32 protein-coding genes are annotated in these 26,452 nt (G+C 37.5%); 11 read left to right on the top strand and 21 right to left on the bottom strand.

What is annotated here, in order from left to right; genetic code table 11:
- Positions 1-112 precede the first annotated feature (112 nt).
- Complete coding sequence (locus H6F45_RS06435; protein ID WP_190346779.1) at positions 113-988, top strand: MBL fold metallo-hydrolase; 876 nt, start codon at positions 113-115, stop codon at positions 986-988.
- Positions 989-1,133: 145 nt separating this feature from the next.
- Positions 1,134-2,705, top strand: a complete 1,572-nt coding sequence (gene lysS, locus H6F45_RS06440) for a lysine--tRNA ligase (protein ID WP_190346780.1) — start codon at positions 1,134-1,136, stop codon at positions 2,703-2,705.
- A gap of 450 nt (positions 2,706-3,155) precedes the next feature.
- On the opposite strand, the gene H6F45_RS06445 is transcribed toward lysS, so the two are convergent.
- From H6F45_RS06445 to H6F45_RS06505, 14 genes are all read right to left on the bottom strand, one after another.
- Positions 3,156-3,524: a hypothetical protein gene (locus H6F45_RS06445; protein WP_190346781.1), complete on the bottom strand. Its 369-nt coding sequence runs from the start codon at positions 3,522-3,524 to the stop codon at positions 3,156-3,158.
- Between the two features lie 33 nt (positions 3,525-3,557).
- Positions 3,558-3,920 (bottom strand): papain fold toxin domain-containing protein, encoded by a 363-nt coding sequence (locus H6F45_RS06450; RefSeq protein ID WP_190346782.1) that lies wholly within the window; start codon positions 3,918-3,920, stop codon positions 3,558-3,560.
- Between the two features lie 86 nt (positions 3,921-4,006).
- Entirely contained in the window at positions 4,007-4,456 is a 450-nt protein-coding gene (locus H6F45_RS06455) for a DUF29 domain-containing protein (protein WP_096571886.1), read from the bottom strand.
- A gap of 268 nt (positions 4,457-4,724) precedes the next feature.
- Positions 4,725-5,309, bottom strand: a complete 585-nt coding sequence (locus H6F45_RS06460) for a Uma2 family endonuclease (RefSeq protein ID WP_190346783.1) — start codon at positions 5,307-5,309, stop codon at positions 4,725-4,727.
- Between the two features lie 102 nt (positions 5,310-5,411).
- Complete coding sequence (proB, locus tag H6F45_RS06465) at positions 5,412-6,521, bottom strand: glutamate 5-kinase (RefSeq protein ID WP_190346784.1); 1,110 nt, start codon at positions 6,519-6,521, stop codon at positions 5,412-5,414.
- A 272-nt stretch (positions 6,522-6,793) separates the two neighbouring features.
- Entirely contained in the window at positions 6,794-7,336 is a 543-nt protein-coding gene (locus H6F45_RS06470) for a YqeG family HAD IIIA-type phosphatase (RefSeq protein WP_137669298.1), read from the bottom strand.
- The gene (locus H6F45_RS06475; RefSeq protein ID WP_190346785.1) at positions 7,333-7,482 is read right to left on the bottom strand and encodes a hypothetical protein; all 150 of its coding nucleotides are present in this window, start codon (positions 7,480-7,482) and stop codon (positions 7,333-7,335) included. The genes H6F45_RS06470 and H6F45_RS06475 overlap by 4 nt, the downstream gene beginning before the upstream one ends.
- Before the next feature lie 40 nt (positions 7,483-7,522).
- Positions 7,523-8,095 (bottom strand): DUF3727 domain-containing protein, encoded by a 573-nt coding sequence (locus H6F45_RS06480; RefSeq protein WP_096571889.1) that lies wholly within the window; start codon positions 8,093-8,095, stop codon positions 7,523-7,525.
- 131 nt (positions 8,096-8,226) lie between these two features.
- A complete protein-coding gene (ruvX, locus tag H6F45_RS06485; protein WP_096571890.1) occupies positions 8,227-8,700 on the bottom strand; it encodes a Holliday junction resolvase RuvX in 474 nt (157 codons plus the stop codon).
- Positions 8,701-8,704: 4 nt separating this feature from the next.
- Positions 8,705-9,937, bottom strand: a complete 1,233-nt coding sequence (locus tag H6F45_RS06490) for a GNAT family N-acetyltransferase (protein ID WP_096571891.1) — start codon at positions 9,935-9,937, stop codon at positions 8,705-8,707.
- A gap of 234 nt (positions 9,938-10,171) precedes the next feature.
- Positions 10,172-10,372 carry a hypothetical protein gene (locus H6F45_RS06495; protein WP_096571892.1) on the bottom strand — a complete coding sequence of 67 codons (201 nt, stop codon included), beginning with the start codon at positions 10,370-10,372 and terminating at the stop codon, positions 10,172-10,174.
- A 156-nt stretch (positions 10,373-10,528) separates the two neighbouring features.
- On the bottom strand, positions 10,529-10,759 hold the full coding sequence (locus H6F45_RS27300; RefSeq protein WP_347237714.1) for a hypothetical protein: 231 nt from the start codon (positions 10,757-10,759) through the stop codon (positions 10,529-10,531).
- Positions 10,760-10,857: 98 nt separating this feature from the next.
- Complete coding sequence (locus H6F45_RS27305) at positions 10,858-11,109, bottom strand: hypothetical protein (protein WP_334310622.1); 252 nt, start codon at positions 11,107-11,109, stop codon at positions 10,858-10,860.
- Positions 11,110-11,390: 281 nt separating this feature from the next.
- A complete protein-coding gene (locus H6F45_RS06505; protein ID WP_096571893.1) occupies positions 11,391-12,272 on the bottom strand; it encodes a 4-hydroxybenzoate solanesyltransferase in 882 nt (293 codons plus the stop codon).
- A 539-nt stretch (positions 12,273-12,811) separates the two neighbouring features.
- Between H6F45_RS06505 and H6F45_RS06510 the strand changes: the two genes are divergently transcribed.
- A complete protein-coding gene (locus H6F45_RS06510; RefSeq protein ID WP_190346786.1) occupies positions 12,812-14,461 on the top strand; it encodes a Ppx/GppA phosphatase family protein in 1,650 nt (549 codons plus the stop codon).
- A 127-nt stretch (positions 14,462-14,588) separates the two neighbouring features.
- The gene (locus H6F45_RS06515) at positions 14,589-15,755 is read left to right on the top strand and encodes a pyridoxal phosphate-dependent aminotransferase (protein ID WP_137669321.1); all 1,167 of its coding nucleotides are present in this window, start codon (positions 14,589-14,591) and stop codon (positions 15,753-15,755) included.
- On the opposite strand, the gene H6F45_RS06520 is transcribed toward H6F45_RS06515, so the two are convergent.
- A complete protein-coding gene (locus tag H6F45_RS06520; protein WP_190346787.1) occupies positions 15,750-15,911 on the bottom strand; it encodes a hypothetical protein in 162 nt (53 codons plus the stop codon). The genes H6F45_RS06515 and H6F45_RS06520 overlap by 6 nt on opposite strands.
- Here H6F45_RS06520 and H6F45_RS06525 point away from each other — a divergent pair.
- The gene (locus tag H6F45_RS06525) at positions 15,897-16,013 is read left to right on the top strand and encodes an alpha/beta hydrolase (protein ID WP_190346788.1); all 117 of its coding nucleotides are present in this window, start codon (positions 15,897-15,899) and stop codon (positions 16,011-16,013) included. The genes H6F45_RS06520 and H6F45_RS06525 overlap by 15 nt on opposite strands.
- On the opposite strand, the gene H6F45_RS06530 is transcribed toward H6F45_RS06525, so the two are convergent.
- Positions 15,999-16,685, bottom strand: a complete 687-nt coding sequence (locus tag H6F45_RS06530) for an SDR family oxidoreductase (protein WP_137669455.1) — start codon at positions 16,683-16,685, stop codon at positions 15,999-16,001. The two genes, H6F45_RS06525 and H6F45_RS06530, sit on opposite strands and share 15 nt — an antisense overlap.
- A gap of 357 nt (positions 16,686-17,042) precedes the next feature.
- Here H6F45_RS06530 and H6F45_RS06535 point away from each other — a divergent pair, with 357 nt between their 5' ends.
- A complete protein-coding gene (locus H6F45_RS06535) occupies positions 17,043-18,854 on the top strand; it encodes a WD40 repeat domain-containing protein (protein WP_242027394.1) in 1,812 nt (603 codons plus the stop codon).
- On the opposite strand, the gene H6F45_RS06540 is transcribed toward H6F45_RS06535, so the two are convergent.
- Positions 18,813-19,001 carry a hypothetical protein gene (locus tag H6F45_RS06540; protein WP_190346790.1) on the bottom strand — a complete coding sequence of 63 codons (189 nt, stop codon included), beginning with the start codon at positions 18,999-19,001 and terminating at the stop codon, positions 18,813-18,815. The two genes, H6F45_RS06535 and H6F45_RS06540, sit on opposite strands and share 42 nt — an antisense overlap.
- 47 nt (positions 19,002-19,048) lie before the next feature.
- On the opposite strand from H6F45_RS06540, the gene H6F45_RS06545 reads away from it, so the two are divergent.
- On the top strand, positions 19,049-19,609 hold the full coding sequence (locus tag H6F45_RS06545; RefSeq protein ID WP_190346791.1) for a Uma2 family endonuclease: 561 nt from the start codon (positions 19,049-19,051) through the stop codon (positions 19,607-19,609).
- A 330-nt stretch (positions 19,610-19,939) separates the two neighbouring features.
- The gene (locus tag H6F45_RS06550; protein ID WP_190346792.1) at positions 19,940-20,266 is read left to right on the top strand and encodes a type II toxin-antitoxin system HicB family antitoxin; all 327 of its coding nucleotides are present in this window, start codon (positions 19,940-19,942) and stop codon (positions 20,264-20,266) included.
- 205 nt (positions 20,267-20,471) lie between these two features.
- On the opposite strand, the gene H6F45_RS06555 is transcribed toward H6F45_RS06550, so the two are convergent.
- Positions 20,472-20,927: a DUF2996 domain-containing protein gene (locus H6F45_RS06555; protein WP_137667850.1), complete on the bottom strand. Its 456-nt coding sequence runs from the start codon at positions 20,925-20,927 to the stop codon at positions 20,472-20,474.
- Positions 20,928-21,050: 123 nt separating this feature from the next.
- Here H6F45_RS06555 and H6F45_RS06560 point away from each other — a divergent pair, with 123 nt between their 5' ends.
- The gene (locus tag H6F45_RS06560; RefSeq protein ID WP_096571901.1) at positions 21,051-21,410 is read left to right on the top strand and encodes a hypothetical protein; all 360 of its coding nucleotides are present in this window, start codon (positions 21,051-21,053) and stop codon (positions 21,408-21,410) included.
- A gap of 159 nt (positions 21,411-21,569) precedes the next feature.
- Positions 21,570-22,559, top strand: a complete 990-nt coding sequence (locus H6F45_RS06565; protein ID WP_190346793.1) for an adenosine kinase — start codon at positions 21,570-21,572, stop codon at positions 22,557-22,559.
- A gap of 161 nt (positions 22,560-22,720) precedes the next feature.
- On the opposite strand, the gene H6F45_RS06570 is transcribed toward H6F45_RS06565, so the two are convergent.
- The 3 genes from H6F45_RS06570 to H6F45_RS06580 all read right to left on the bottom strand — a co-directional run bounded on the left by H6F45_RS06570 (position 22,721) and on the right by H6F45_RS06580 (position 24,864).
- Positions 22,721-22,996 carry a MoaD/ThiS family protein gene (locus H6F45_RS06570; protein WP_190346794.1) on the bottom strand — a complete coding sequence of 92 codons (276 nt, stop codon included), beginning with the start codon at positions 22,994-22,996 and terminating at the stop codon, positions 22,721-22,723.
- Positions 22,997-23,099: 103 nt separating this feature from the next.
- Entirely contained in the window at positions 23,100-24,404 is a 1,305-nt protein-coding gene (thrC, locus tag H6F45_RS06575; protein WP_096571904.1) for a threonine synthase, read from the bottom strand.
- 199 nt (positions 24,405-24,603) lie between these two features.
- Positions 24,604-24,864: a MoaD/ThiS family protein gene (locus H6F45_RS06580; RefSeq protein WP_190346805.1), complete on the bottom strand. Its 261-nt coding sequence runs from the start codon at positions 24,862-24,864 to the stop codon at positions 24,604-24,606.
- A gap of 76 nt (positions 24,865-24,940) precedes the next feature.
- On the opposite strand from H6F45_RS06580, the gene H6F45_RS06585 reads away from it, so the two are divergent.
- Positions 24,941-26,269 (top strand): Rieske 2Fe-2S domain-containing protein, encoded by a 1,329-nt coding sequence (locus H6F45_RS06585; RefSeq protein ID WP_137667855.1) that lies wholly within the window; start codon positions 24,941-24,943, stop codon positions 26,267-26,269.
- Positions 26,270-26,452 lie beyond the last annotated feature (183 nt).

Below are 26,452 nucleotides of genomic sequence, written 5' to 3' on the forward strand. Positions count from 1 at the left end.
TTACCAATCAACAATAAACCATTGATAAATCTAGCTTGCGGTAGTCTTTCAAGAAAATTATCTTTGTTAGGGTGATGATGTCGCGTTTATTTATCCTATTCAGAGGTTGAAAATGGCTAATTTAAATCAGCGTCGTCCTGAAAATATCAACGGTGATTTTTATGTTGATACTACTTGTATTGATTGTGATACCTGTCGCTGGATGACTCCCGAAGTATTTTCCCGTATTGGTGAACAATCAGCAGTGCATCATCAACCAAGCAATAATGCAGAAAGAATAGCCGCATTACAAGCACTTTTATCCTGTCCCACCAGTTCCATTGGTACAGTAGAAACACCACAAGATATTAACTTTGTACAACAAACTTTTCCGATTTTAATAGATGAGAATATATACCATTGTGGCTATCATTCCGAAAAATCTTTTGCCAGTGTTCCCTATTTAATTCAACATCCAGAAGGCAATATATTAGTAGATTCTCCCCGGTTTGCACCACCATTAGTTAAACGTTTAGAAGAAATGGGAGGAATAAAATATCTGTTTTTATCTCACAAAGACGATCTTGCCGATCATCAACAATTTGCAGATTATTTTCAATGTCAACGCATTTTACACAGTGATGATATTGACCCAGAAACAAAAAATATAGAAATACAAATAACAGGTTCAGAACCATTTCAACTGACAGCAGACTTATTAATTATTCCCGTTCCCGGACACACTAAAGGACACACAGTTTTACTGTACAAAAATAAATTTCTGTTTACAGGAGATCATCTTACTTGGTCCAAAGAAGAAAAACAATTAATAGCCTTTCGTGAATTTTGTTGGTATTCCTGGACAGAACAAATTCAATCTATGCGTAAACTAACCAATTATACCTTTGAGTGGGTGCTACCAAGTCATGGAAGACGCTATCAAGCTGATTCTGAGATTATGCAACAAAAAATGCAAAGGTGTATTGATTTTATGGAAAGTTTGCAGTAATAATTCAGGAGTCAGGAGTCAGCAGAGAAAATTCTTGCCTTACACCCCACACCATGCTATCACCTGTCATAACATCCCCAAAAAATCATCTACAACCTAACCCATAGAGTTAAAATAGAGAAATTGTGAAAAGATAGAAAATCAAATGTTTTGGGCTGATAAAATCGCTGCTGATACACAAGGCTACCAGGTAGTTAATGATTCTAAAACTCCTTCAGGACGGGTCCACGTCGGATCATTGCGGGGTGTGGTTATCCATGATGTTATTTACCGTGCCTTGAAACACGCAGGTAAGCCCGTAAAATTCATGTACGGTGTGGATGACTACGACGCATTGGATACCGTTCCCAAATATTTAGACAAGGAAAAATTTAAACCATATTTGGGTTTCCCCCTGTGTAACGTACCTTCACCTGGTGAGGGTGCGAGTGATTATGCTAAATATTTCATTGGCGAATTTTTTGAAATTTTTGAGTATTTAGGAATTAAACCAGAAACTTATTTTTTACGTGATTTATATCGTTCTGGTCAACTTAATTCCCACATTGATACTTTCTTAAAAAATGCTCATCTTGTGAGAGAAGCATATAAAGAAGTAAGTAAAGGCGATCGCCCTGATAACTGGTATCCTTTTCAAGTTATTTGTGAAAATTGCGGTAAAATCGCCACAACTGTAACCACAGATTATAACGGTTCAGAAGTTTTTTATACTTGTGAACCAGATGCAACTAATTATGTAAAAGGTTGTGGTCATTCTGGTTGGGTTTCTCCTTTTAATGGTAATGGGAAATTACCTTGGAAGGTGGAATGGGTTGCAAAATGGGATGTGTTAGGTGTAACTATTGAAATGGCGGGAAAGGATCACTCGCAAAAAGGTGGTTCTAGGGATGTAGCTAATGCGATTTCTCGCAAAGTTTTACAAAAACAACCGCCTTTTCATTCACCTTATGAATTTATTCTTGTCAATGGTACAAAAATGAGTTCATCTAAAGGTGTAGGTTCGAGTGCGCGGGAAATTGCTGATTTATTACCACCTGAGTTATTACGCTTTTTAATGTTAAGAACTCAGCCGAGAACGGTAATTAATTTCGCTCCCAATTATGAAACCATTACTCGGTTATTTAGAGATTACGATACTTTAATTAGTAAGTATCAAAATAATTCTGAATTAACTGAAGAGTTAATGTCTTTATTTTATGCCCAGTTGGGTGATGAAGTTAAACCATTTCAACCTTTTGATTACAGTACGTTAATTTCCCTGTTGCAAGTTCCGCGTTTAAATATTCAGGATGAAGTTGTACAAAGAACTGCAAATCCTTTAACTGAGTATGATCACTTTATTGTCAATCAAAGAATTGCTTCTGCTCAAAAGTGGTTGCAAGACTACGCAGATGAGGAAGAAAAGCTAGTTCTATATTTAGAACAAGTTCCCGAAAAAGCTAATACTTTAAACGCAGAACAGGTGAGTTATGTACAGAAGTTAGCGGAGAATTTAGAGAATGCTGCTAACTGGGAAGCTGAAGAATTGCAAACTGTGATTTTCTCAACTACTAAGGAATTACAAATTCCTCCAGCGAATGCTTTTAAGGCTTTGTATTTGGCGTTTTTAAATAAAGAACGTGGTCCAAAAGCTGGTGGTTTGTTCTCTTATTTAGAGAAGTCTTTTGTGATTTCTAGATTGCAAGATGTTGTCAGTTTGAATCAGGCAAAAGTTTAATCACTTGTTGACTTGTTCCCTGTCTCTGACAGGGAATACATTTTGTGAGTCTCTGACTTATATTTAATATTAGCAGAAGGCAGAGCCTTCTTAATTGCATTCCCAGTTAGAAACGGGGAACGAGGAGAAGACGTATTTAGGGTTTACTGAATAAATCCGAAAACTTTACAGGTAAAGGGTTTTAGCTATTTTGACTTGTACTGAGCGACTTGTACTGAGCCTGTCCTGAGCGGTGTCGAAGGGCGCAGTCGAAGTAAGCCGAAGTGCTTTCAAAAATTGCCAGCTTTTATGAGGTGACAAGTGAAAAACCTTGCACTTAATTCCTACTTCAAGAAAAAATCGTTCCTATCCAACTCTTGAAACTGTCACCGTGGCGTAGCACCTGTCACCTGTCACCTGTCACCTAGCCTTCACAGATAACTTTTTCAGCAAACCCTATTTATTCAGGTTTCATAATTTTGATACTAATTTTTCATGATCAAAATCCTTCTGCATAGCTTTATTATCTTGATTTTGATCACGCTGTTTAAATTCCTCTAACAAAGTAAAAAACCTGTTAAAAGCATCTTTTTCATCACGGGTAAATAATAAAATAATATTCGCCCAAGAATTGGAAGTTCTCACATTAAAATGTTGCTGTATCCAGGGCTGAAAATTCTCATAAAAATCAGCTTCTTCCTGATTTAATTCCACTCCTAACTCATTCCTTGCGAATTTATATCCTACTAAAAAATGACGTAAAATAGTAATAGAAGAATTACCAATATACATTCCTGGACTGTGTTTGATTTTTTGTAAAACTTCATATATTCCTCCCATATTAACCTCCTTGCTGTGGTGGTGCTGGTTTTACTATAGCAAATCTATTTCAGTGATAATAAACTCACGGCTGAGACAATCAAAATCATTTAACCAATCCTCTTTCGTCATTCCTTCAACTGAGAGATTATCAAAAACTTTGCCTAAAACCTCCACTTCATAATGAGTACCATTCTGTGTAATTGAATTGGTGATATCCTGTTTTTCTAAACGATTACTCAAAATATATTCATCTGTTCTATTTTTTGTTTTTAATTTGAGAATTTTAGCTTGAATATTGTTCTTTTGTAACCATTGGTATATAGCCCTAGCACAATCATCACATTGATAAAGATCAAAATTTTGAATGATTTTCCCAATTTCTCGAAAAATATCCTCATCAGATAATTGACTCACCCACACCTCCAGGCTACCGCTAATTTATCAACCTTTATATTTTCTTGTATATTTTCTTGTTCCCTGTCTCTGACAGGGAATACAGTTTATGGTAAAAATTCCATATCCAGAATTTGAGTCACAGTGTAAGGTAAATCTGCTGGAAAGGTATTTTGAGAAATTCCTGTTTCGTTACTTGCTAGTTTTTTGCCTCTGCGGTAGCACTCAGCTAATACTTCTTCTAAATAAGGATTAAGACTAGGACTATCTTGTAATAAGTCTTCAATGCGGTTACGTTGTTCTGTAATTGTATTTTGCCAAGATCCACTTCGCAAATTAGGCTGATATTGCCATTTTAGCAAATGCTGTAACAATACCTCCAATCTGCTTTTCAACTCTCGTTTATCCGACTTTCCCAAACTTTCAATCTCCTCAACAACCGCTTCCCAATCTACCCTATCCCATTTTTCAGCGCGAATTAACTCAGCCGTTTGCTGTGTCCATGCTAAAAAATCAGTATCATACAATCGGATTGCTGTCTTGGGAATAGAAACCATGATGTTTTTCTCCTAGTCTCTTTTTATGGGGAGCATCCCAAATGTGTAAATTTATTTTGATCTAACGGAAAAACTCTCCAAGGTCTTGATATGATTGAACCGCAAAGGACGCAAAGGACACTAAGGTAAGAGAGTTTAAAAGATTTTTTAGTGTTGCTGTGGTTATTTTTTCAAAATTGGGATGCTCCCTTTTTATGTTAGCAGAAGGCAGAGCCTTCTTGATTACATTCTCAGTTAGAAACTGGGAACGAGGATAACGAGAATAAATTCAAATACCCTGACGAAATTTTCTAATTGCTTCTAAGGGTGAAGATAATAAAATACAACGACTTAATAAAGATAAATCTAACTCTGGTAACAACACACTATTACTAACTTTCTCATATTCTTGTTCTTGTAAACAATAAACCTCAAGTGTGCCATCTTCCCAAAACCAAACTTCGGGAATTTGCATTAATTTGTATTTCTGTAATTTAATAGGACTACCGCTAGTAATAACTACCTCTATACACAAATCTGGTCTATCTTTATCTGTGCCTAAACAATAGGATAAGTCGGCTTGATAATCAACTATACCAGGAATAACTTGATTAAAACTGCCACTAGGAAAAAATTCAATTTCTTTGTCTAAAAAATACTGTCCTAGCAACAAACCTATTAAAGATGTTATAAATTCATGTGCTTTACCTATACCCACAATTTCTAAAACTCCCTCACAATAAAATAAACGCACCCCTGGTACATTTTCAAAGCTGTTTTGAATTGCTTGAAATCTTTCCCAAATAACTCCCCGACGGTAGAAACGTTGTTCTTCTTCGGCTAAACCAATGGAATTTTCTAAGGCTTGAGTCATAATTTTTTTCACTCTCCCTAGTGACAATTTTAATTATACCAAATTTAGATCCCCCCAACCCCCCTTAAAAAGGGGGGCTAATATGGCTAATATTTATTGATATTATGTTAAAACCAAATTATCCCGATGAATGACGGTTTCTGCACCTGCATAACCTAAAATTCCTTCGATATCTCGTGAATGACAACCGCGAATTTTTTGTAATTCTTCGCTGTTATAATTCACCAAACCTCTAGCAATTTCATTACCATGAATATCACATATTTGCACTGCTTCTTGGTGATCAAATTCCCCTTCTACGGTTTTAATTCCTGCTGCTAATAATGATTTTCCTGCTTGAGAAATAGCTGTAATTGCGCCATCGTCTAAATATAATTTTCCAGATGGAACTAAACCATAAGCTATCCAGCGTTTTCTCGCTGATGTTGGTTCTGGTTGGGGTGCAAAATGCGTTCCGATGGGTTCTCCGTTGATGATTTTTTCAATGTTGTGGGGAAAACGTCCTTGAGTGATGACAGTTCTTACTCCCGCAGCGATCGCAATTCTAGCAGCAGATATTTTTGTTACCATTCCCCCAGTTCCCCACTGTGAACCCTGTCCCCCGGTTTGAATCTGTAATTCCGCTAATTCCTTCATATTACTAATTAAAGAAATGGGTTTAGCGTCGGGTACTGTACGGGGATCTGCTGAATATAATCTATCAACGTCTGTCAGTAAAAATAACCAATCTGCCTCAACTAAGCTGGCCACTAAGGCGGAAAGGGTATCATTATCACCAAATTTCAATTCTTCTATGGCTACGGTATCATTTTCATTGACTATGGAAATTACTCCCAGTCCTAGCAATTCCTGAAAAGTATTATAAACGTTAAGATAGCGGCTACGTTGCACTAAGTCTGATCTAGTTAATAATACTTGGGCAATAGGCTGTTGCAAAGTAGTAAATAAGTCGTCATATATACGCATTAAACGACCTTGCCCAACTGCTGCTACTGCTTGTTTGAGGGCGATCGCTTTGGGACGTTCTGTTAAACCCAGTCGCGCACAACCCACACCCACAGCACCGGAGGAGACTAAAATTATATGATGTCCCTGTTGTCTTAAATTACACAGGGTTTCTGTTAAGCTGGCAATGGTAGAAAGGGCTAATTGTCCCGTTTCTGGTTGGGTCAGGCTAGAAGTACCGATTTTTACAACTATTGTTTTAGTCATTAGTCATTAGTTATTAGTCATGAGTTATTAGTTATTTTTCCCAATCACCAGTCACCAGTCCCCAATCACCAATCACCTATCAACACCTAAAAAATTGTACAGCGCCAATCCCTCTATCGTGAAGGCTGACGCTGTACGGGTTTAAAGTTATTTTTGATCGGCTAGGGTCTTTATTTGCTTGACCCCATGTTATTAATACCTATAATCTCCGATTTTTTGGAACATTAAGGATTTCTTTAGTATTTCTTTAGATTTACTTTTTTATTGATTTATCAATCTTTGTTAATTTTTGTGTATTTGGGAGAAATAGAAGCGCCAAGTATTTCTGATACCCAAACTTCAAAGTTGCGAATAGGATGAGAACGAAGCACAGTATCAGCATGAACAATAGGTTCAACTAAAATAGTAAACATTCCTAAACGATTACCTGCTATGACATCAGTAAATAAGCGATCGCCTACCATACCTACTTGATGTACAGGTAAATTCATTCCTTGTAATGCGGCTCTAATTTTACGACGTGAGGGTTTAGCCGCACCCAGGTAATAAGGAATATTCAGGGAACGAGCAATACTACCAATTCGGGATTCACTGAGATTATTACTCACTAACCAAAGAGCCGCATAATCACGCATTTGTTCTACCCATTGTTCTAGTTCTGGGGAAGCGGCGCTGGCAGTAATGGGTACTAGAGTATCATCAACATCCAAAACCAGCCCTTTGAGTCCATATTGTTGGATGATATCTGGTGTGAGTTGCAAAACGGAACCTTCTAAAATCAAGTCTGGTTGTAAAATATTGTTCCAAGTCTTCATAATTCGTAATTCATACATGAGGTGACAGGTGATTGGTGACTGGTGACTGGTGACTGGGGAAAAATATTTCCCTTCTGCCTTCTGCCCCCTGCTTCTTCTGCCTCCTGAACTCCTAACTCCTGTAATAAAATTCCATTGCCAATCAAGATTAGACTAGCAATGGAAACATTAAATTTCAGTTATGAATTATTCAACCTGATCAAACAGATGTTCTTCTAAAAGCGGTTGAACTTTACGAAATTCTTCAGGAGATAGTAATTCTGGCTTACCTGACTTGGTGATACGGGCAAAAAATAGCAGGGGATCAAGGGGGGTGTAAACTGCATACTCCTGGTCTTGATGATAGAAACTAGCCAGTAGCTGTAGTTGCTCCGGTTCTAAATCTGTTCCTTCATCTTCGATTTCTAAGGTGAAGATTTCTGATTCTTCTACTGGTGGTAATTCACCCACTACAGTCAAAGCATAAGCAGTATTTTTAATAGTCAGATTTTGCTCAGAGAGAACTGCTTGAGCGGTACTAAAAATCTCATCAATTAAATCGTCATCTTCTACCAAAATGGCTTCTTCTTCCTCACCATCACCTTGCCAAGCAAAAATTTCTATGGGTGAGTCAACAGGCAGAAGTAAAACATATTCTTGCCTATCTACCGAGAGGGAATGCTCAATATAACATTCGAGCGATCGCCCTTTTTCATCGGTCAAAGTGATAGCAGCAGCGTCAGCACGATCATTTTCTTCAGAAAATTCAGATGAATACATAGTCACATTATCTAAACTTATCAATACTCAAATCTATGAAATTCATTTAACTGTTTTATGACAGTCAATGTCAACCAAAAAGCTGAATATACAGTTGAGTAATAGTTTTCAGAATATCATGTTCAAAGGTATTAATCCTCAACAAATGCTACCGATCTGTTGGAGTTACTGCGTCTAGCATCTAGCCACTGTTGCAAAATTAAAGCTGCGGCTTTCCGGTCAATCAGGCTCTTATGACGTGATGGCGAGCGATTTTCTGCAATCAGCATTTGTTCAGCTTGAAAAGAAGTTAATCGCTCATCAACGTATTCAATAGGCAGATGCACAGCTTTAGCCAACCTCTTGGCAAATTTCTGGACGTGTCGAGCTTGAAAACCTAAAGATCCATCCATTGAATATGGTAGACCAACAACCAGAACTTGCACTTGGCGATCATGCAAGATTTGTTGTATTTGCTCCACATCATCTTGAAAGGATCGGCGCTCAATCGTAGTGATACCTGTGGCAATCAAACCAGTACCATCGCACCCTGCTAAACCGATGCGTTTGCTACCAACATCCAAACCCAAGGCGGATATAAAAGATTTTGATTGCTGCTCAAGCATCACTCTAATTGTTCTCCTGGTGTGCCTCTGATGATTCAGATTGGCGATATGTATCCATATTATGAAATTGTTGACTACCAAAAGCAACAGTTTCTGACTTATTTGCTGCTGTTCGCTCTGAGGCAGGTTGTGGTTTAGGAACCCATGACATACCACCGGGTATGGGTTTACGTGCTGGTTGTAGTCCTTGCAGCACTTCTGGCCATTGTATGCCTTCCAAAGAAACGAATTTGGATTCGCGGATTTTATGCCAAACGGAACGCGACATAATTAGGGTATGTTCAATGCGTTTAGCACCAATTCTTTCTAAATATTCTTCCCGTTCTGGCTGATAATCAGAGGAAGCCAGTTGTAAACCTTGTTGGGGAAAATCTTGAGCAATGCGAGCTAATTGAGACAATAATTCTGGATACAACCAAGTATAGGCTGGGTGAACCGTCAAACTCGCTACATGAGGATTTTCGCCTTTCCGGTCAAGTTGTACCTGAAAATAGCCAATAGCTGCTTTGCGTTGGGGTTCAAACACATAACCGCTGACAATCTCTGTTTTTGTCACCCATTGCTTCACAGCATCGGCAAGAACACCGAATAAACTGGTTTTAAAATCATGGGTATGGCGGTCAAAAACCTGACGTACCAAAGGCGGCATGGATGCTGTATCTAGTTGATATAGTAATGGTGCATCAGCATTACTAACGGGTAAGAGATTGGGTAAGTCAGGTTCTGCTTGTGCTAATTCTCGCAGTAACTCTGGGCTAATTTCCCAGTAGGTCATTTCTGCCAACCGCTGAAATCCATTTTGTCGATATAGTGCTAGAGCATCAACGTCATTGACATTAATTTCTAGCAGCCAGGTACGAGCTTCTAAAATTGATTCAAAGCAATGCCTAAGTAGTTGTGAACCTACCCCCAGTTTGTCAGCAGTACGGTCTAACATTACCCTGTCAATTCGCCAAGTGCTGCGGGTACGGTTAAATGGTGATACTTGAATCATTCCTAGCAGCATCCGTCCTTGCTCTGCGACAAATCCGCAGAAGCGGTACTGTAAAGGGTTGGGAAACCAACTCAAAAACTTGAGTAAGCCAAACCAGTGACGCAGCCATTGCATGGTAAAAAAGCTGCCCTTGGGAGAGAGGTCTGTATAGGAATCTTGTGTTAGACGTTCAATACCGTCTAGATCCCGATATTGAACAGGACGAATTACGAGGCTGAGATTTCGAGGAAGTAGTGAATTCATTTTGATTCAAGCCGCCATTTAACCTTTACTAATTGCGATGGGTAAGGTACTGCTGCAATAATAATCTTAACGGCTTTTCACTCTTAAGTTATTGTTCCAAAAGAGTGATTTTATTAACTGAATACCGAAAAAAGAATAAAAAGCAGAAATTGTGATGACACCGTTGGCGTAGACACAATCATATCTGCTTCTATTGTATAAGTTTTTCTGAAAATTCTCTATAATGCTCAGGTTTTATAAACCTTGTCTAGAGGCCAGCTTTTCAAAGTAAGCTTGAGTTTGATGAAGTAGCTGCTGGCGACTATCTTCTTGTGTGTGTTTTAGTGTTGGAACCAAGTTGCGAGCTTGGAGTGTCATGTGCAACTGTAGATGCGCCACATATTCACTGATATCTTGGTTTTCTACAACTGCGCCCGTTAATACATTTGATTCCATTGCCACTGTGTTCTCCTTTATCAATGTTGTGCGGTTGTATGACTTGATCACATGATCAAAATATCATACTTGTTTGACTTAGCTTATTGATTTGCAACGAACTGTAATAGTTAGGTATTGGGGACTGGGGACAGAAGGAAGTTTACCAATTACCAATTACCATTTCTCTACCCAATAGATAATTTCTGAGGCTGAACTATCAATAGCGACTCCATAGCTATGACCATGATTCCATTTAAACCCTGGTTTACCTTGGTCTTGTGCCTTGAATACCAAGATTTGATATGTACTGGGAAAGGCTAAATTATCAGATTTACCAGTATAAAAAAATGTTGTGGGTACACCTTCAGCTTGTTTGATATGGTCGTTTGTATCACCCCCCCCCAATATTTATGCCCTGCAATTTTACTGTAGTGGGAAAGTGATTTTTGAATTTGTTCAGGAGGTCGTTTTAAACGGATTTGAAAAAAATTACTTCCTTGCTTCTAGCCTGGAGAGTAAGCCAGGGAGATGAACTGATCACTACGAGTAATCTTTATGGGGAAATGTTTGATTTGGTTAAGATCAGACCACTTGTGATTGCGAATTTCTGAATAGCGTGATATATCAGTAATTATCTGTGCTGTTGCCGTATTGTTGACAGTTTGTGTGAAGAGAAAACTGCCTGCAATTACACTGGAACTACCCACAGATAATAAACCTATTGTAGCGATTTTGACTAATAAAGATTGCTGCATTTAGTTGAGTAAATCTAGTTGGTAGATTAATATCCCAACTCATCAAACAACCGTCATGATAATTTTTAATCTATCACCAGAAATATTAATTGTCAGAAGTCAGAAGTCAGAAGTCAAGAGTCATATTAGGACTGCTATTTGATTTGTGATAGCTGGCGTGGTGTAGCCATACAAATTAAATGAAAGGATTTTGGATTTTGGATTGTATTTAATCAACTCCAATCTAAAATCTAAAATCTTGTCCCAGTCAACAGTCACCAGTTACCAGTCAAGGGTTTCTTTTAGAAAGAACCAAAAATCATTCCTGCTAAAATCAAAAATCCAATCCAGACATTTTGACGGAACATTTCTCCATAAGCAGGGTTAGGTAGTTCGGGGTTTCTCAAGCGGATAAATTGCCAAACCCAACCACCAGATGCAATGATTAAACTAATCCAGAAAAATCCATTCAGGTTAACTAACAAACCCTCTCCAGCTAGGAGAATGATCGTACCAGCGAAGAAAATACCAATAGCTGTGGGGGCATATTTACCAAAAAAGAGGGCGCTGGAATTAACACCAATGCGCTGATCATCTTGGCGATCGCTCATGGCATAAATGGTATCAAATCCCAATGTCCAAAGTACAGTTGCACCCCAAAGTAACCAAGTCGGTGCGGTAATGTTTTGTGTAACTGCACTCCAACTAATCAAAACGGCAAAACCCCAAGCGATAGAAAGCACTAACTGCGGTACAGGAAATACTCGTTTTGCACCAGGATAAAGTAAAATTACGGGTACTGCTGCTACAGACAACCAGAAGCTTAAAGGGCTAAGATAGAAAGCGAGAACTGCGGCACAAGCCAGGGCAACTATCCCTACAGCTATACCCACTTTGATGGATAGGGCGCGGGAAGCCAAAGGGCGATCGCGTGTTCTCTCGACTTGCGGATCTATATCTCGATCCCATAAATCATTAACTACACAACCTGCGGCGCTGGTGGCCAGAGTACCTAATATAATTACTCCTACTAGGGGTAAAGGTGGTTTACCAGCAGCTGCCAAAAACACAGCCCATAGTGCAGGAATCATCAAAATTAACCTACCTTCTGGTTTATGCCACCGTAACAGCCGAATAATAACTAGCCATAATGGTTCTTGGTTGCTTTCTGGTGTTGTTAGCATATTCGCTTAATTCACATATCTTCACATCTATAGAATATCGTTATTTGATAACTGTAAATACAGGGAGCATCCAAATTTGGGAAAAATACAGCACTGATGTCAAAACATGATTTAATTCTCTTTACTTTTACTTTATTCTCTAGGACTTACGCACAAGTCACAGAAGAATGAACCACAAAGGAACGAAGGACACGAAGGAAAGAGGGTTGGAGAGATATTTTGCGTCAGTCCTGTTCTCTTTACTTTGCGTCTGTGCGATTTATTTTTTGATGATCTTGACACATCAACGAATGTTCCAGCTTGGGATACAAATTCATTACTTTAATTGTGTGTAATTTCACCAAACAATTAACCTGAAAACTCTATATATTTACAATACAGTAGATAGCAGATCAATCAGGTACAGAATCTAATTTGAAACCTAGACAGAAACAGAGTTTTACTCCTGACTCCTGCTGTATTGTCAGTAACAAGTATTTAGTGCGGATTAAATCGGCACACCAGCTTTGACCATCCATTGTTAAGAGAGAGAAACTTAAATGGTGAATGTAGTTTCTGCGAACTGGGAGAATATGGCAACTCCACCAGTGAAGCAAAACCGGATGATTGCGTCCATTGATATCGGCACTAATTCTTTGCACATGGTAATAGTCAGGATTGAACCGACACTACCAGCTTTTACAATGATTGCCAAAGAAAAAGAAACAGTGAGATTAGGCGATCGCAATTTAGAAACGGGAGAATTAAAACCAGAAGTGATCAAAAAAGCGATCGCTTGTTTAGGACGTTTCCAAGCACTAGCCAAAAGTCTCGAAGCAGAAAGCATTATTGCAGTCGCTACTAGCGCCGTCCGTGAAGCACCTAATGGTAGAGAATTTTTACACCAAGTAGAAACCGAATTAGGTTTAAGTGTAGACTTAATTTCTGGTCAGGAAGAAGCGCGACGCATTTATTTAGGTGTGCTTTCTGGCATGGAATTTAATCACCAACCGCACATTATTGTTGATATTGGTGGTGGTTCAACAGAACTAATTTTAGGCGACTCCCAAGAACCCCGCAGTCTCACCAGTACAAAAGTTGGTGCAGTGCGACTCACTGGGGAGTTTATCACCACTGATCCCATCAGTGATACAGAGTTTCAATATCTGCAAGCCTACGCACGAGGTATGTTAGAACGTTCTGTAGAAGACGTACTTTCTAAACTCCAACCTGGTGAAATTCCCAAGTTAGTAGGAACATCTGGCACAATTGAAACTATAGCCATGATTAATGCTAGGGAAAAGATGGGTGTAATACCTTCTACCCTCAATGGTTATCAATTTAATCTTCAGGACTTGCGGACTTGGGTAACGCGCTTGCGACGCATGAATAGCGTAGAACGGGCAGCCATTTCAGGAATGCCAGAAAGACGGTCAGAAGTAATACTTGCTGGGGCAGTGATATTACAGGAAGCAATGACCCTGTTGGGTGTAGACTCAGTGACACTGTGTGAACGTTCCCTGCGGGAAGGTGTGATAGTAGATTGGATGCTGACACATGGTTTAATAGCAGATAGACTGCGCTATCAAGGTTCAGTTCGAGAACGCAATGTTCTGAAAATTGCCAAAAAATACCAAGTTAACCTAGAACATAGCGATCGCGTAGCTAAATTCGCATTAAGTTTATTTGATCAAACTCAGGGAAAACTACATCCTTGGGGTAAAGACGAAAGACAATTACTTTGGGCTGCTGCAATTTTACACAATTGTGGTCACTACATCAGCCATTCCGCACACCACAAACATTCATACTACCTAATTAGAAATGGTGAATTACTTGGTTATAACGAAACCGATATCGAAATCATTGCTAATTTAGCTCGTTATCACCGCAAATCACCACCCAAGAAAAAGCACGAAAATTACCGGAATTTATTGCATAAAGAACATAAACAAATGATATGTCAACTGAGTGCAATTTTAAGATTAGCAGTAGCTTTAGATAGAAGACAAATCGGCGCAGTATCTCATGTTAATTGTGAATATTTGCCTCATGCAAATGAATTGAAAATGTTAATATTTCCCTCTGAATCAGGTGATGATTGTGCTTTGGAATTGTGGAGTTTAGATTACAAAAAAGGAGTGTTTGAACAAGAATTTAGTGTGAAATTATTAGCAAATTTAGTCAATACTGGCGTTAAGTTTTCTTAGCTTTTAGGGAATTTAATCGCAGGGGTAAGGGTGTCAGGGTGTAAGAGTTTAGGAAAAATGAATTCTTTCTCCTGTAACTCCTGTAACTCCTGTAACTCCTGTAACTCCTGTAACTCCTTGGATTATTATGAAATATCAATTCTCTCGCATGAATGCGGTACAATCACCAATTATTCCTGTAGTTGGGGAATTAATCAAAAATTCTCCCGGTACAATTTCTTTGGGACAGGGTGTAGTCTACTATAGTCCACCACCAGAAGCAATAGAAATATTACCAAAATTCCTCAACGATGCCACAAATCATCTCTACAAACCAGTTACAGGAATACCCGAATTAATTACAGCATTAACAACAAAATTATCAACATTTAACGGCATTGAAATTAACAATCAAAATTGTATTGTTGTCACAGCCGGTAGTAATATGGGCTTTATGAATGCTATTTTAGCCATAACTTCCCCAGGTGACGAAATTATATTAAACACTCCCTATTATTTCAATCATGAAATGGCAATTACAATGGCGGGTTGTCATCCAATTTTAGTAGCAACAGACGAAAATTATCAATTAATTCCTGAAAATATAGCCCAAGCTATTACACCCAAAACCCGCGCCATTGTCACAATTTCGCCGAATAATCCCACAGGTGTAATATATTCAGAAGCGGTATTAAAACAAATAAATCAAATTTGTCGAGAACGGGGTATTTATCATATTAGTGATGAAGCTTATGAATATTTTACCTATGAGGGAATAAAACATATTTCCCCTGGTGCATTTGCGGGAAGTAATGAATATACAATTTCCCTTTATAGCCTTTCCAAAGCTTATGGTTTTGCGAGTTGGCGTATTGGTTATATGGTAATTCCTCAACATTTATTAAATGCAGTCAAAAAAGTACAAGATACAATTTTAATTTGTCCTCCTGTCGTTTCCCAGTATGCAGCATTAGGGGCATTACAAGCAAAAGAAGATTATGTAAAAGATCATATTCAAACAATTGCCCAAACTCGGAAAATAGTGATTAATGCACTTAATGAATTACAAGGTTTATGTACCATCACACCTGCAAATGGGGCTTTCTACTTTTTCTTAAAAGTACATACTCAAATAGATGCTTTAGAATTAGTAAAAAGATTAATTCAAGAACATAAAGTAGCAGTCATCCCTGGTACAACCTTCGGGATAGAAGACGGTTGTTATTTGCGTGTTGCTTATGGTGCATTAAAACAAGAAACAGCAAAAGCAGGAATAGAAAGATTAGTCAAAGGATTACAAATTATCTTATCATAACCACAGATGGATGAAGGTTACTGGGGACTGGTGACTGGGGACTGGGGACTGGTGACTGGGGACTGGGGACTGGGGACTGGTGACTGGGGACTGGGGACTGGTGACTGGGGACTGGTGACTGGTGACTGGGTAATCAATTTTATGTTTTCTAATCAACTATTCCCAATTACCAATTACCAATTACCAATTACCAATTACCAATTACCAATTACCAATTACCAATTACCAATTACCAATTACCAATTACCAATTACCTAAATCAAACTCTACAAATTCTGGTAAACCTGGATAAATCATATTTTTATCTAATGCAGACAAAACTTGATTATTAGCATTAGTAGAATTTAAACAACGACAAACTAATTCAGCAACATCAGCACGGTGAATACTACCAACAATTCGGGGATCTGCGGTTAAAATACCATTACCTGTAGATGGTTCTGATTTTAAACCACCGGGACGAATAATGGTATAGTTGAGTCCGCTATTTATCAGGTGTTGTTCTGCTTTTTCCTTTTCAATTAATACTGGTTTGAGTGCTTCTAAAGCTTGAGGAGGAAGCGCACCTACACTATCACCACAACCAATAGATGTTACTAAAATAAACTTTTGTACTTTAGCTTTGACTGCGGCATCAATTAAATTTTTATTACCAATAAAATCTGGTTTGACACCATCTGTAGGTAAACCACCAAGGGTACTAATTACAGCTTGGATAGGTTCATTGCCTAAAAGTGCTTTTTCTACATCATCCACTTTTAAAGCATCTCCGAATACTGGATGAACAGCAATAGCTTCTAATTCCTTAGCGGCTACTTCTGTTCTCAAGAGTGCTTTTACCTTCATATTGTGTGCTGTCAAATATTTGGCGATTTCTTGACCAACACCACGACTAGCTCCAGCGACAAAAATGTAAGATGTAGTTGACATAGTGATTTTCTCAGATAGATCCTTTGATTACACAAATAATTAATATATCCTGGTTTGCTCAATTTGGTAAATTCCTGCTATAAGATTGTATCAGCCAAGATTTTGATTTACTGACATAAACCTTCTTAGTGACTATAAATGTTGCTCTAGAAACAGTAAGATGTTTTCAGAGTTAGTTAGAATTTATGGAAATCATTTAAATTTGTTTTTATCTCATTTTCTGACAATCTGCTTTAAATATCAGTTCCTATTTTTCAGATTGTTAAATTTGCTTAATCTTTATTTCACTAAAGGTTATAAAATTGGTTAAATTTCTTAGTATAACTTACATTAGGTATGCAATAGTGTGTCACTATCATGCAGATGGATTGGATTAGTTTACTCAAAGCGCAACAAACGGACTTCCTGCAAAGGGTGAAAAAACCCAAGACAATTGATCTATCTCTTTTGGAAGGTCAAGTCAAAGGTTGTCACAGTGAAATTATGGTATTTTGGGGCGATTCTTTGGCAAAAATTCTGGAATGTTCTCGTAAACAAGCAGAAATTCTGGCCAAAAATCCACCACCCATGCCTCCAGAATATCCTGAACCACCAGATTGGACAATTCCCTTTCCTAAATTTTTTCAAAGTCAAGCGGAAGATTTTCTTGTGCGTGAACAAATTGTAGATCGGGTAATCATAGAACGCTTGGGTAAATTAGTGAAAAAAGTGCCACAAGACAGTTTAGAAAATATGGTTTTGGATGATGAGGGAAATTTGCGCGGTGAAAGTAAGTTTACTTATATTTTAAGTAATAATTCCCAAATCAGTGTACAAGTTCACGTAGCGGATGGAGAAAGTTTTAACGGCATTAAAAAAGATAAAATTCGTTGGACGGTAACACAGGAAGATGTGAAAAACCACCAAGTATTAATTTTCTTGTGTTTGTTTTATCCAGGACATACAAAGTTAGGATATCAAAAACAAACAGTGATCACTGGTTTTTTACCTACAAATCAAGTTCAATTTTCTGAACCAAAGTTGTATTTACATCCGAGTAGTTTATTGTATGCTGGTGGTTTAAATTGGTATTTGGAATTTATCAATGGCAATAAAAATGGCAATAAATATGATTCATCCATCACCGATCATAAAATGATGGTGGAAGTGATTCAGACGTTGCCTTCAGAACATCCACAAAAGCATATTATTGGTGATTGGGAATGTTGGCAAACATTAAAAGGACACACGCGAGGAATTAACTGTTTAGCTTATGCTATTAAAGCTTTAACAGTGAAAGATTTGGGTGGTCATAATGTGAAAACTATCCCAATTTTAGCTAGTGGTAGTCGTGGTGAGACAAAGTTATGGGATTTATCTAAAGGTGAATTAATTGAAACTTTAGCAGAATATCCTTGGTCTGTTTCTGGTGTGGTAGATGAAGTTAATTCTTTAGCTTTTAGTACCGATGGACAAACTTTAGTTAGTGTAGGTGCTGATTCTACGGTTAAAATTTGGCATACTGGGGCGTTAGATTTAATTGATATCCTGCATAAACATCAAGGTAGTGTGCGTTGTGTGGCGTTTACTCCTGATGGTAAAAGTTTAGCAACTGGTGGAGATGATAGAAAAATCTTGTTTTGGAATTTGCGCGATCGCCTAGTAGAAAATACTTTATGTTTAGATGATACTGCTGCCCATTCAATGGTATTAAGTCAAGATGGCAAAATTTTGGTGACAGGTAGTTATCGCAAAATCAAAGTTTGGCGTTTAACATCTTCATTTAATAATAGAAATCAGCAAGAAATTAAACCTGTACATATCTTAATAGGTCATTCTCACATTGTTAATTCTTTGGCTATGAGTGCTAATGGTAAATATTTAATTAGTGGTAGTCAAGATAAAACTGTGAGAGTTTGGAATTTAGTAACTGGGGAATTAATGCACACTCTCAAAAGTCATCGAGAAGGGGTTTATGCAGTTACTTTGAGTCCTGATGAACAAATTATTGCTAGTGGTAGTGCTGATAAAACTATTAAATTATGGCATTTGGAAACCGGAGAATTATTAGGAACTTTTTCTGGTCATGCTGATACTGTAACAGCTTTAACTTTTACTGCATCGGGTGAAATGTTGGTTAGTGGAAGTTTAGATAAAACTATTAAAATTTGGCAACGGAGTGAAAATTAGGTAATTGGTAATTGGTGATTGGTGATTGGTGATTGGTGATTGGTGATTGGTGATTGGTGATTGGTGATTGGTAATTGGTGATTGGTAATTGGTGATTGGTGATTGGTAATTGGTGATTGGTAATTGGTAATTGGTAATTTTTGTCAAATTTATGTTATTAATGATATAATGAAGATTATTATTCATTAATAACTATGACTATAACAAAAGAACTCCAAACTACTCTAGATGAGTTTCTGAAATTACCAGAAACTAAACCAGCATCAGAATTTATCAACGGGGAAATTATACAAAAACCAATGCCACAGGGTGAACACAGCCTTCTACAGATTAAATTGTGTACTACTATTAACCAAGTAGCCGAAACACAAAAAATTGCCTATGCTTTTCCAGAACTACGTTGTACTTTTGGTGGAGATACTATTGTACCGGATATAGCTGTATTTCGCTGGGACAGAATACCTAAAACCGCATCAGGGAAAATTAACAACCGTTTTGAAATTCATCCTGACTGGGTAATAGAAATACTTTCTCCAGAACAACAACAAAAAAAGGTATTAACTAAATTATTACATTGTTCCCGCAATGGTACAGAATTAGTTTGGTTAATGAACCCAGAAGAAGAAAGTGTTTTAGCTGTGTTTCCTGGGCAAAAAATTGATTTATATGACGGTGAGGATCAGTTGCCAATAGTTGAAGGTGTTAATTTAGAATTGACGGTAAAAGAAGTATTTAGTTGGTTGAGTTTTAGTTAATTATCAATAAATATGAAGGAATTGGGATTTCCAGAATATTCCTTGACATAGTATCAATAGTGGTACTATAATTTTTCTATGGCACAAATTGAAAAACTTTTAGCTGAAATAAAAAATAATCCTAAAGATGTCAAATTTACTGATTTAATTTAGTAAAACTTTGTAATCATTATTTCGGAGAACCTAGACAGCAAGGAACAAGTCATTGTGTCTATAAAACACCTTGGTTTGGAGATCCAAGAGTTAACATTCAAGAAAAGAATGGAAAAGCAAAATTTTATCAAGTCAAGCAGGTTTTAGCAGCCATTGAGAAAATTGAGGGAATGGAAAATGGTTAACTACGACCACTACACATATAAAATTACCTGGTCAAGTGAAGATCAAGAATTTGTAGGATTATGTGCTGAATTTCCTAGCTTATCTTATCTCCATGAAAATCGTAATTTGGCTTTAGAAGGTATTACGAATTTGGTCAAAGATATAGTATTAGATATGGAAGCTAATGGTGAAGAAATTCCAGAACCTATTGCAGAAAAAACCTACAGTGGTAAATTTCAAGTTCGTATTACTCCTGAACTTCATGGAAAATTAGCGATAGAAGCAGCAGAAGAAAATGTCAGTTTGAATCGTTATGTAAGTTATAAACTGGGATCTTGAAACTATCTAAATTCCAATTAATTAAAACCCAAAAATAAAAATCCTGTTTTTATCCTGTAAATCCTAAAAGAAATGCTAAAATCCGGCTATATACGAATAGACAACGACCCCATCACTGGAGTCGTTACCTACCATTTCCACGAAATGTAGCACCAAAAGGCACTCATACAACACCAATTATCAATTGTCAATTCTCAATTGATAATTAATTTCTACCTAGCCATTTTTGACCGTTTAAACGGTAAACTAGGCGAGATACCAATAAATCAAGGGTAATTTTGCGCTCATCTATTAAGAATGACTCTAGGGTACTGGGTTTTTTACCTTCGTTACAGGAAAAACCCTTTTTACCTTGAATGTCTGCATCGGGGAAATAGACGTTAAACTGTTTTTGTCCATTTTGCCAAGAACCAATAATTTGCCAGCATTCTTCCGCTGAGTCAAAGCCAATAATAGGATACTTCTGCTTGGCAAAATTTAGCTGTGCATCTGGTACTCCTTCATTTGCGATCGCCTTTTGTAAAGCTGGTAAATAATGTTGCTGCATAAACTCTTCAAATGGTTTATCTTCCACTGCGGGGGGTTTTTCTTTCTTGGCCGCAGGTTTAGCAGCAGCGGGTTTTTCGGTTTCTGCTTGATTTTGATTGGTTTCTTCTGCCATTGCTCAGGTCAATCCTTTATCTAACTGTGCTATAGTCAGTCATTCTTATTTTTACATATCATATTCTTGGCGTTGGTAATTGGTGATTGGGGAAGAGGTGATTGGTAATCAAAAGGAAGAATCATGGAATTAAGTATTGTAGACAACTCTTTGCAAATAGAATTTACTTTAACAGAACAACTTATAGCCATTCGCTTTCACAAACTTTGGCAAATACCCCTAAATCATATTATCTCTGTCACCATAGACCTACCACCAAAAACACTGAAAGATTTACGCGCCCCTGGTACTTTTGTACCGGGATTAATTAAAGCCGGAACTTATTATACAAACAGAGGTAAGGAATTTTGGTATGTGACAAGAAAAAATAATTTTGGTCAGGTTTTAAACATTGATTTAATTAATGAAACCTATCAGAAAATAGTCTTAAATAATATCGAAAATTATCAACAATGGCAACAACAACTAACTCAACACAGATGAACATATAGCAGGAGTCAGGAGTCAGGAGGAAGTTAATAACCCAATTACCAATTACCAATTACCAATTACCAATTACCAATTACCAGCCTCAACAGATATAATAAGTGTTCAACCAGACATGATATAAGATAACAAAGAATAATTTGTGAGGAGCTAAAAATGGGTAAGAAATATGATGTTTATGGTGTGGGTAATGCCTTGGTAGATATAGAATATGAAGTATCTCCAGAGTTGCTAGAAAAGTTAAACATTGATAAAGGTGTAATGACACTACTAGATGAAGATAGTCAAAATCTTATGTTAGACAATCTCAAAAATCTTCATTGTCATAAAAGTTGTGGAGGTTCAGCAGCAAACACAATAGTGGCTATTAGTCAACTAGGAGGAAAAACTTTTTATTCCTGTAAAGTTGCTAATGATGAATTTGGAGAGTTTTATATTCAAGATTTACTCAATTGTCAGGTAGATACTAACTTAAAAAATGCTGATTTGCAATCAGGAATTACAGGTAAATGTTTAGTATTAGTTACTCCTGATGCTGATCGTACCATGAATACATTTTTGGGAATAACAGGAGAATTTTCGAGTCAAGAATTAGTTCCAGAGGCGATCGCAGATTCAGAATATTTATATATCGAAGGTTATTTAGTCACATCTCCCACTGGTAAAGCAGCAGCTATTCAAGCTAGAGATATCGCTAAAAATGCTGGAGTTAAAACCACCATGTCCCTATCTGATTACAACATGGTAAAATTTTTCAAAGATGGTTTATTAGATATGATCGGACCTGGTTTAGACTTTATTTTTGCTAACGAAAGTGAAGCGTTAGGTTTAGCAGAAACAGAAGATTTTCAGGTAGCTGTAGATAAACTGAAAATTCTCAGCCAGAAATTTGCTATTACTCGTGGTCCTAAAGGTTCTGTAGTCTTTGATGGGGAAAAATTAATTGAAATTTCCGCACCTCAAGTTCATGCTGTGGATACAGTGGGTGCAGGTGATATGTATGCAGGAGCTTTTCTTTATGGTATTACCCACGGTATGAGTTATGAAGCAGCAGGAAAATTAGCATCTACCGCAGCTTCTCAAGTAGTTACAACCTACGGACCAAGATTAAAAGTTGAGGATTTACAAGCGTTGCTAACTGTTTAATGGTTAATTGCTCCCTTCCCACTCAAAGATTACCTATAAAGATTACCTATATTTCGTCCCTGAAGGGATAAGTTATGAAAATTATAGGTAATTTAACAGTGGGATAGGAGTATTATTTAGCTAACTGCTGACTGCTGACTGCTGACTGCTGAATACTAATTTTAACCACCTGCAATAGCAGGAACAATACTCACTTCATCACCATCTTTTAAGGGTGTTGCTGTTCCACCTAAAAAGCGGATGTCCTCGCTATTAACGTATAAGTTTAAGAAGCGATTTGGTTTCCCCTCTTCATTGCATAAACGCGACTTAATACCTGGACAAACTTGCTCTAAAGAATCAAATAATTCAGCAATGTTGGTACCACTGCATTCTAAGACAGCTTGATTATTTGTAAATTTTTGCAGCGCAGTGGGAACTAGAACTGTTACGGCCATAGTCTAAAGATTAGTTTTTAGTTTTCAAGTGAGAGTTGGTAGGGGGTTAGCATTGCTCAACCCCTAAAGTCAGTGGTTAATTGTAATTTACCAATGACATTAACTAAACAAGAACTTGTTGCCATTCTAGGCGATCAAGGGTGCGGGATCTTTCTAACGCCCGTTCAAAACTATCAAGTTTGGCATCAATAGTCAAAGGTTCACCAATATAACCTTGTACCGCTTCTTGGGTTTTCAAACCGTTGCCAGTGATGTACACAACTGTAGTTTCATCTGGATCAATTTTACCAGCTTCTACTAATTTTTTCAGCACGGCGATGGTTGTACCACCTGCGGTTTCGGTGAATATACCTTCGGTTTCTGCTAACAGTTTGATACCTTCGATAATTTCTGCATCATTTACTGATTCAATATTACCGCCTGTTTTTTGGGCGATTTCTACAGCATACACCCCATCTGCTGGGTTGCCAATGGCAATGGATTTAGCAATTGTATTCGGTTTTACTGGTTGAATAAAGTCTCTTCCTTCTTTGAAGGCTGTAGCAATGGGAGAACAGCCTTCTGCTTGTGCGCCACTAAAGCGAACTTTTTTACCTTCGACTAAACCAACTTCGGTAAATTCTTGGAAACCTTTATAAATCTTGGTGAACAATGAACCAGAAGCTAAAGGTGCAACTATATGATCTGGTAGTTCCCAACCGAGTTGTTCTGCAACTTCAAAACCTAATGTTTTAGAACCTTCGGAATAATAAGGACGAAGATTAATATTGACAAATCCCCAACCGTGTGTATTGGCAACTTCTGAACAAAGGCGGTTTACTTGATCGTAGTTGCCTTTGACTGCCATTAAGGTGGGACTGTAAATTAAACTACCTAATACCTTACCAGCTTCTAAGTCAGAAGGAATGAATACACAGCAATCTAAACCAGCATAGGCAGCTATCGCAGCGGTAGAATTTGCCAAGTTGCCGGTACTAGCACAGGAAACAGTTGTAAAACCTAATTCTCTAGCTCTGCTCAGTGCCACAGACACCACCCGATCCTTAAAGCTCAGGGTGGGCATATTTACGGCATCATTTTTAATATAAAGTTTATTTAGACCCAGGCGACGGGCAAGACGATGAGAACGCAATAAGGGAGTCATCCCTGTTCCCACATCTATATAGTTGTCGGTAGCAACGGGTAAAAATTGACGATAACGCCAAATTGAATTAGGACCAGCTTCAATAGTTTCTCGACTGACAGACTGACGCAAAACATCATAGTCATATTTAACTTCCAATGGACCGAAGCACAACTCACAAACATGAGTAGCTTGGAGTTCGTATTCTGCACCACATTCTTTACACTTGAGTGCTTTCAATATGGAAGTGTTGGCTTTGTTTAAGTTTGCGATGGCCTGAGTCATAAACTAGCTTCCCCGTATATCCGTCAACTGTGAAAAAAATACTAACACGAGGCAAAATACTCGTCAAACATACCCGACAAAAATAGTCGGATATTAGGTTACAGGGAACAGGGAACAGGGAACAGGTGACAGGTGACAGGTGACAGTAAGTAGGAATGGATCAATCTAAAATCCAAAATCCAAAATCCAAAATCTAAAATTATCCTCCGCTAACGGGGGGAATAAGTACGACTTCATCACCGTGTTTAAGAGGGGTGTCGGGTGCAACAAAGATTAAATTAATGCCATAGCGGGTAACATCACGCCATTGGTTCAGTTCTGGGTGTTCTGATATGAGGCGATCGCATACAGCTTTGACTGGTGTACCATGAGGAAATTCCAGCATTAGTTCCGAAAGTCCATAAGCTTCTTGATAAGCAGCGAACAATTTAACGGTTACAGAAATTACAGATTCAGAAATTACAGATTCAGACATACAATAATTGTTCTCAAATTTTTTTCACGCCCTGGTTAATTGAATTATTACAAGAAATAGAATGCAAGCCGAATTTAACTTTTTTCAGCACTGGTATCCTCTTACACCAATTGAAGACCTTGATCCACAACGTCCCACCCCGGTAAAATTGTTAGGAATACGTTTAGTAATTTGGAAACCTAGATCATCTGCAAATTACCGGGTATTTTTAGATCAATGTCCTCACCGTTTAGCACCTTTAAGCGAAGGTCGTATTGATGACAAAACAGGTAATTTAATGTGTAGTTATCATGGTTGGCAATTTGATGATCAAGGTATTTGTACTCACATTCCCCAAGCGGAAAATACCGAAATTGTCACCAAAAATCAAGAAAATTTCTGTGTCCTTTCTTTACCAGTACGTCAGGAAAATGACTTACTTTGGGTGTGGCCAGATGCGAAAACCCCCGAACTAGCAGCAAAGACACCTTTACCTTTATCACCACAAATAGACGCTAGTAAAGGATTTGTTTGGACTTCTATAGTCCGTGATTTAGAGTATGATTGGCAGACATTAGTAGAAAATGTAGCTGATCCTAGTCATGTTCCTTTTGCTCATCATGGAGTACAAGGTAATCGAGACAAATCACAACCCATAACTATGAATATAATTAAATCAACAATTGATTTAATTGAAGTTTCCATTCCTAGAGGTTTACCAACAACAATCACTTTTGAACCACCTTGTCGTTTAGAATATGCGATTAGTCTGGGTCAGACAGAAAAGAAATTAGGACTGATAGTTTATTGTGTACCTGTATCTCCAGGAAAATCGAGAATTGTTGGTCAATTTAGTCGTAATTTTGCGAAAACATTTCATTATTTAACACCCCGTTGGTGGGATCATATCACTAATAGAAATGTGGTGTTAGATGGTGATATGATTTTGTTAAATCAGCAAGAATATTTGTTGCAGCAAAAACAAGAAAGGGAAAGTTGGAAAACAGCTTATAAATTACCTACCAGTGCAGATAGATTAGTAATTGAGTTTAGGACTTGGTTTGATAAATATTGTCATGGTCAGTTACCTTGGAGTGAGGTGGGAATTAAGGATACAGAAACTAAAATCAATGATGATAGACTGGTGATGTTGGATCGTTATCAACAACATACTCAACATTGTAGCAGTTGTAGAACCACAGTTAAAAATTTAGAACGTTTGCAAATAGGACTTTTAGCTTATTTTGTCATAGTTGTATCTGGGGTGGCAATTCTTCCTGATGCTTTCCGTCTAAAAGTGGGTTTACCCTTAATAATTACCGCACTTTTAGGAATGGGAATTTATACTTGGTTGAAACTTTGGCTGATTCCTAAATTCTACTTTGTTGATTATATTCATGCCCATAAATAATTCAAAACTCCTGACTCCTGACTCCTTACCATTGAACTAAAGCGATAAATCGCTTACTACGAACTAAAATTTATTGTTTTAGATTTAATTCTTGGAAAGGTTCTGAGGATTCATCTAATTTTAAATTACCAGTTAAATTACCAGCAGATTGACCATTAATTTCTAGTTGATAATTTCCTTGGG

The sequence above is a fragment of the Sphaerospermopsis sp. FACHB-1194 genome, assembly GCF_014696235.1.
GTDB classification, from domain to species: domain Bacteria; phylum Cyanobacteriota; class Cyanobacteriia; order Cyanobacteriales; family Nostocaceae; genus Sphaerospermopsis; species Sphaerospermopsis kisseleviana.

Excerpts from the sequence above, each read along its gene's own strand:
- H6F45_RS06495 (WP_096571892.1), bottom strand. The coding sequence starts at position 10,372 with ATGGAATCAAATGTATTAACGGGCGCAGTTGTAGAAAACCAAGATATC.
- ruvX (WP_096571890.1), bottom strand. The coding sequence starts at position 8,700 with ATGCTTGAGCAGCAATCAAAATCTTTTATATCCGCCTTGGGTTTGGAT.
- H6F45_RS06505 (WP_096571893.1), bottom strand. The coding sequence starts at position 12,272 with ATGCTAACAACACCAGAAAGCAACCAAGAACCATTATGGCTAGTTATT.
- thrC (WP_096571904.1), bottom strand. The coding sequence starts at position 24,404 with ATGACTCAGGCCATCGCAAACTTAAACAAAGCCAACACTTCCATATTG.
- H6F45_RS06445 (WP_190346781.1), bottom strand. The coding sequence starts at position 3,524 with ATGGGAGGAATATATGAAGTTTTACAAAAAATCAAACACAGTCCAGGA.
- H6F45_RS06565 (WP_190346793.1), top strand. The coding sequence starts at position 21,570 with ATGGGTAAGAAATATGATGTTTATGGTGTGGGTAATGCCTTGGTAGAT.
- H6F45_RS06470 (WP_137669298.1), bottom strand. The coding sequence starts at position 7,336 with ATGAAGACTTGGAACAATATTTTACAACCAGACTTGATTTTAGAAGGT.
- lysS (WP_190346780.1), top strand. The coding sequence starts at position 1,134 with ATGTTTTGGGCTGATAAAATCGCTGCTGATACACAAGGCTACCAGGTA.
- H6F45_RS06550 (WP_190346792.1), top strand. The coding sequence starts at position 19,940 with ATGGTTAACTACGACCACTACACATATAAAATTACCTGGTCAAGTGAA.
- H6F45_RS06435 (WP_190346779.1), top strand. The coding sequence starts at position 113 with ATGGCTAATTTAAATCAGCGTCGTCCTGAAAATATCAACGGTGATTTT.
- H6F45_RS06490 (WP_096571891.1), bottom strand. The coding sequence starts at position 9,937 with ATGAATTCACTACTTCCTCGAAATCTCAGCCTCGTAATTCGTCCTGTT.
- H6F45_RS06525 (WP_190346788.1), top strand. The coding sequence starts at position 15,897 with ATGTTTTCTAATCAACTATTCCCAATTACCAATTACCAATTACCAATT.
- H6F45_RS06460 (WP_190346783.1), bottom strand. The coding sequence starts at position 5,309 with ATGACTCAAGCCTTAGAAAATTCCATTGGTTTAGCCGAAGAAGAACAA.
- H6F45_RS06530 (WP_137669455.1), bottom strand. The coding sequence starts at position 16,685 with ATGTCAACTACATCTTACATTTTTGTCGCTGGAGCTAGTCGTGGTGTT.
- H6F45_RS06455 (WP_096571886.1), bottom strand. The coding sequence starts at position 4,456 with ATGGTTTCTATTCCCAAGACAGCAATCCGATTGTATGATACTGATTTT.
- proB (WP_190346784.1), bottom strand. The coding sequence starts at position 6,521 with ATGACTAAAACAATAGTTGTAAAAATCGGTACTTCTAGCCTGACCCAA.
- H6F45_RS06560 (WP_096571901.1), top strand. The coding sequence starts at position 21,051 with ATGGAATTAAGTATTGTAGACAACTCTTTGCAAATAGAATTTACTTTA.
- H6F45_RS06570 (WP_190346794.1), bottom strand. The coding sequence starts at position 22,996 with ATGGCCGTAACAGTTCTAGTTCCCACTGCGCTGCAAAAATTTACAAAT.
- H6F45_RS06585 (WP_137667855.1), top strand. The coding sequence starts at position 24,941 with ATGCAAGCCGAATTTAACTTTTTTCAGCACTGGTATCCTCTTACACCA.
- H6F45_RS06510 (WP_190346786.1), top strand. The coding sequence starts at position 12,812 with ATGGTGAATGTAGTTTCTGCGAACTGGGAGAATATGGCAACTCCACCA.
- H6F45_RS06480 (WP_096571889.1), bottom strand. The coding sequence starts at position 8,095 with ATGTATTCATCTGAATTTTCTGAAGAAAATGATCGTGCTGACGCTGCT.
- H6F45_RS06535 (WP_242027394.1), top strand. The coding sequence starts at position 17,043 with ATGCAGATGGATTGGATTAGTTTACTCAAAGCGCAACAAACGGACTTC.
- H6F45_RS27305 (WP_334310622.1), bottom strand. The coding sequence starts at position 11,109 with ATGCAGCAATCTTTATTAGTCAAAATCGCTACAATAGGTTTATTATCT.
- H6F45_RS06545 (WP_190346791.1), top strand. The coding sequence starts at position 19,049 with ATGACTATAACAAAAGAACTCCAAACTACTCTAGATGAGTTTCTGAAA.
- H6F45_RS06515 (WP_137669321.1), top strand. The coding sequence starts at position 14,589 with ATGAAATATCAATTCTCTCGCATGAATGCGGTACAATCACCAATTATT.
- H6F45_RS06555 (WP_137667850.1), bottom strand. The coding sequence starts at position 20,927 with ATGGCAGAAGAAACCAATCAAAATCAAGCAGAAACCGAAAAACCCGCT.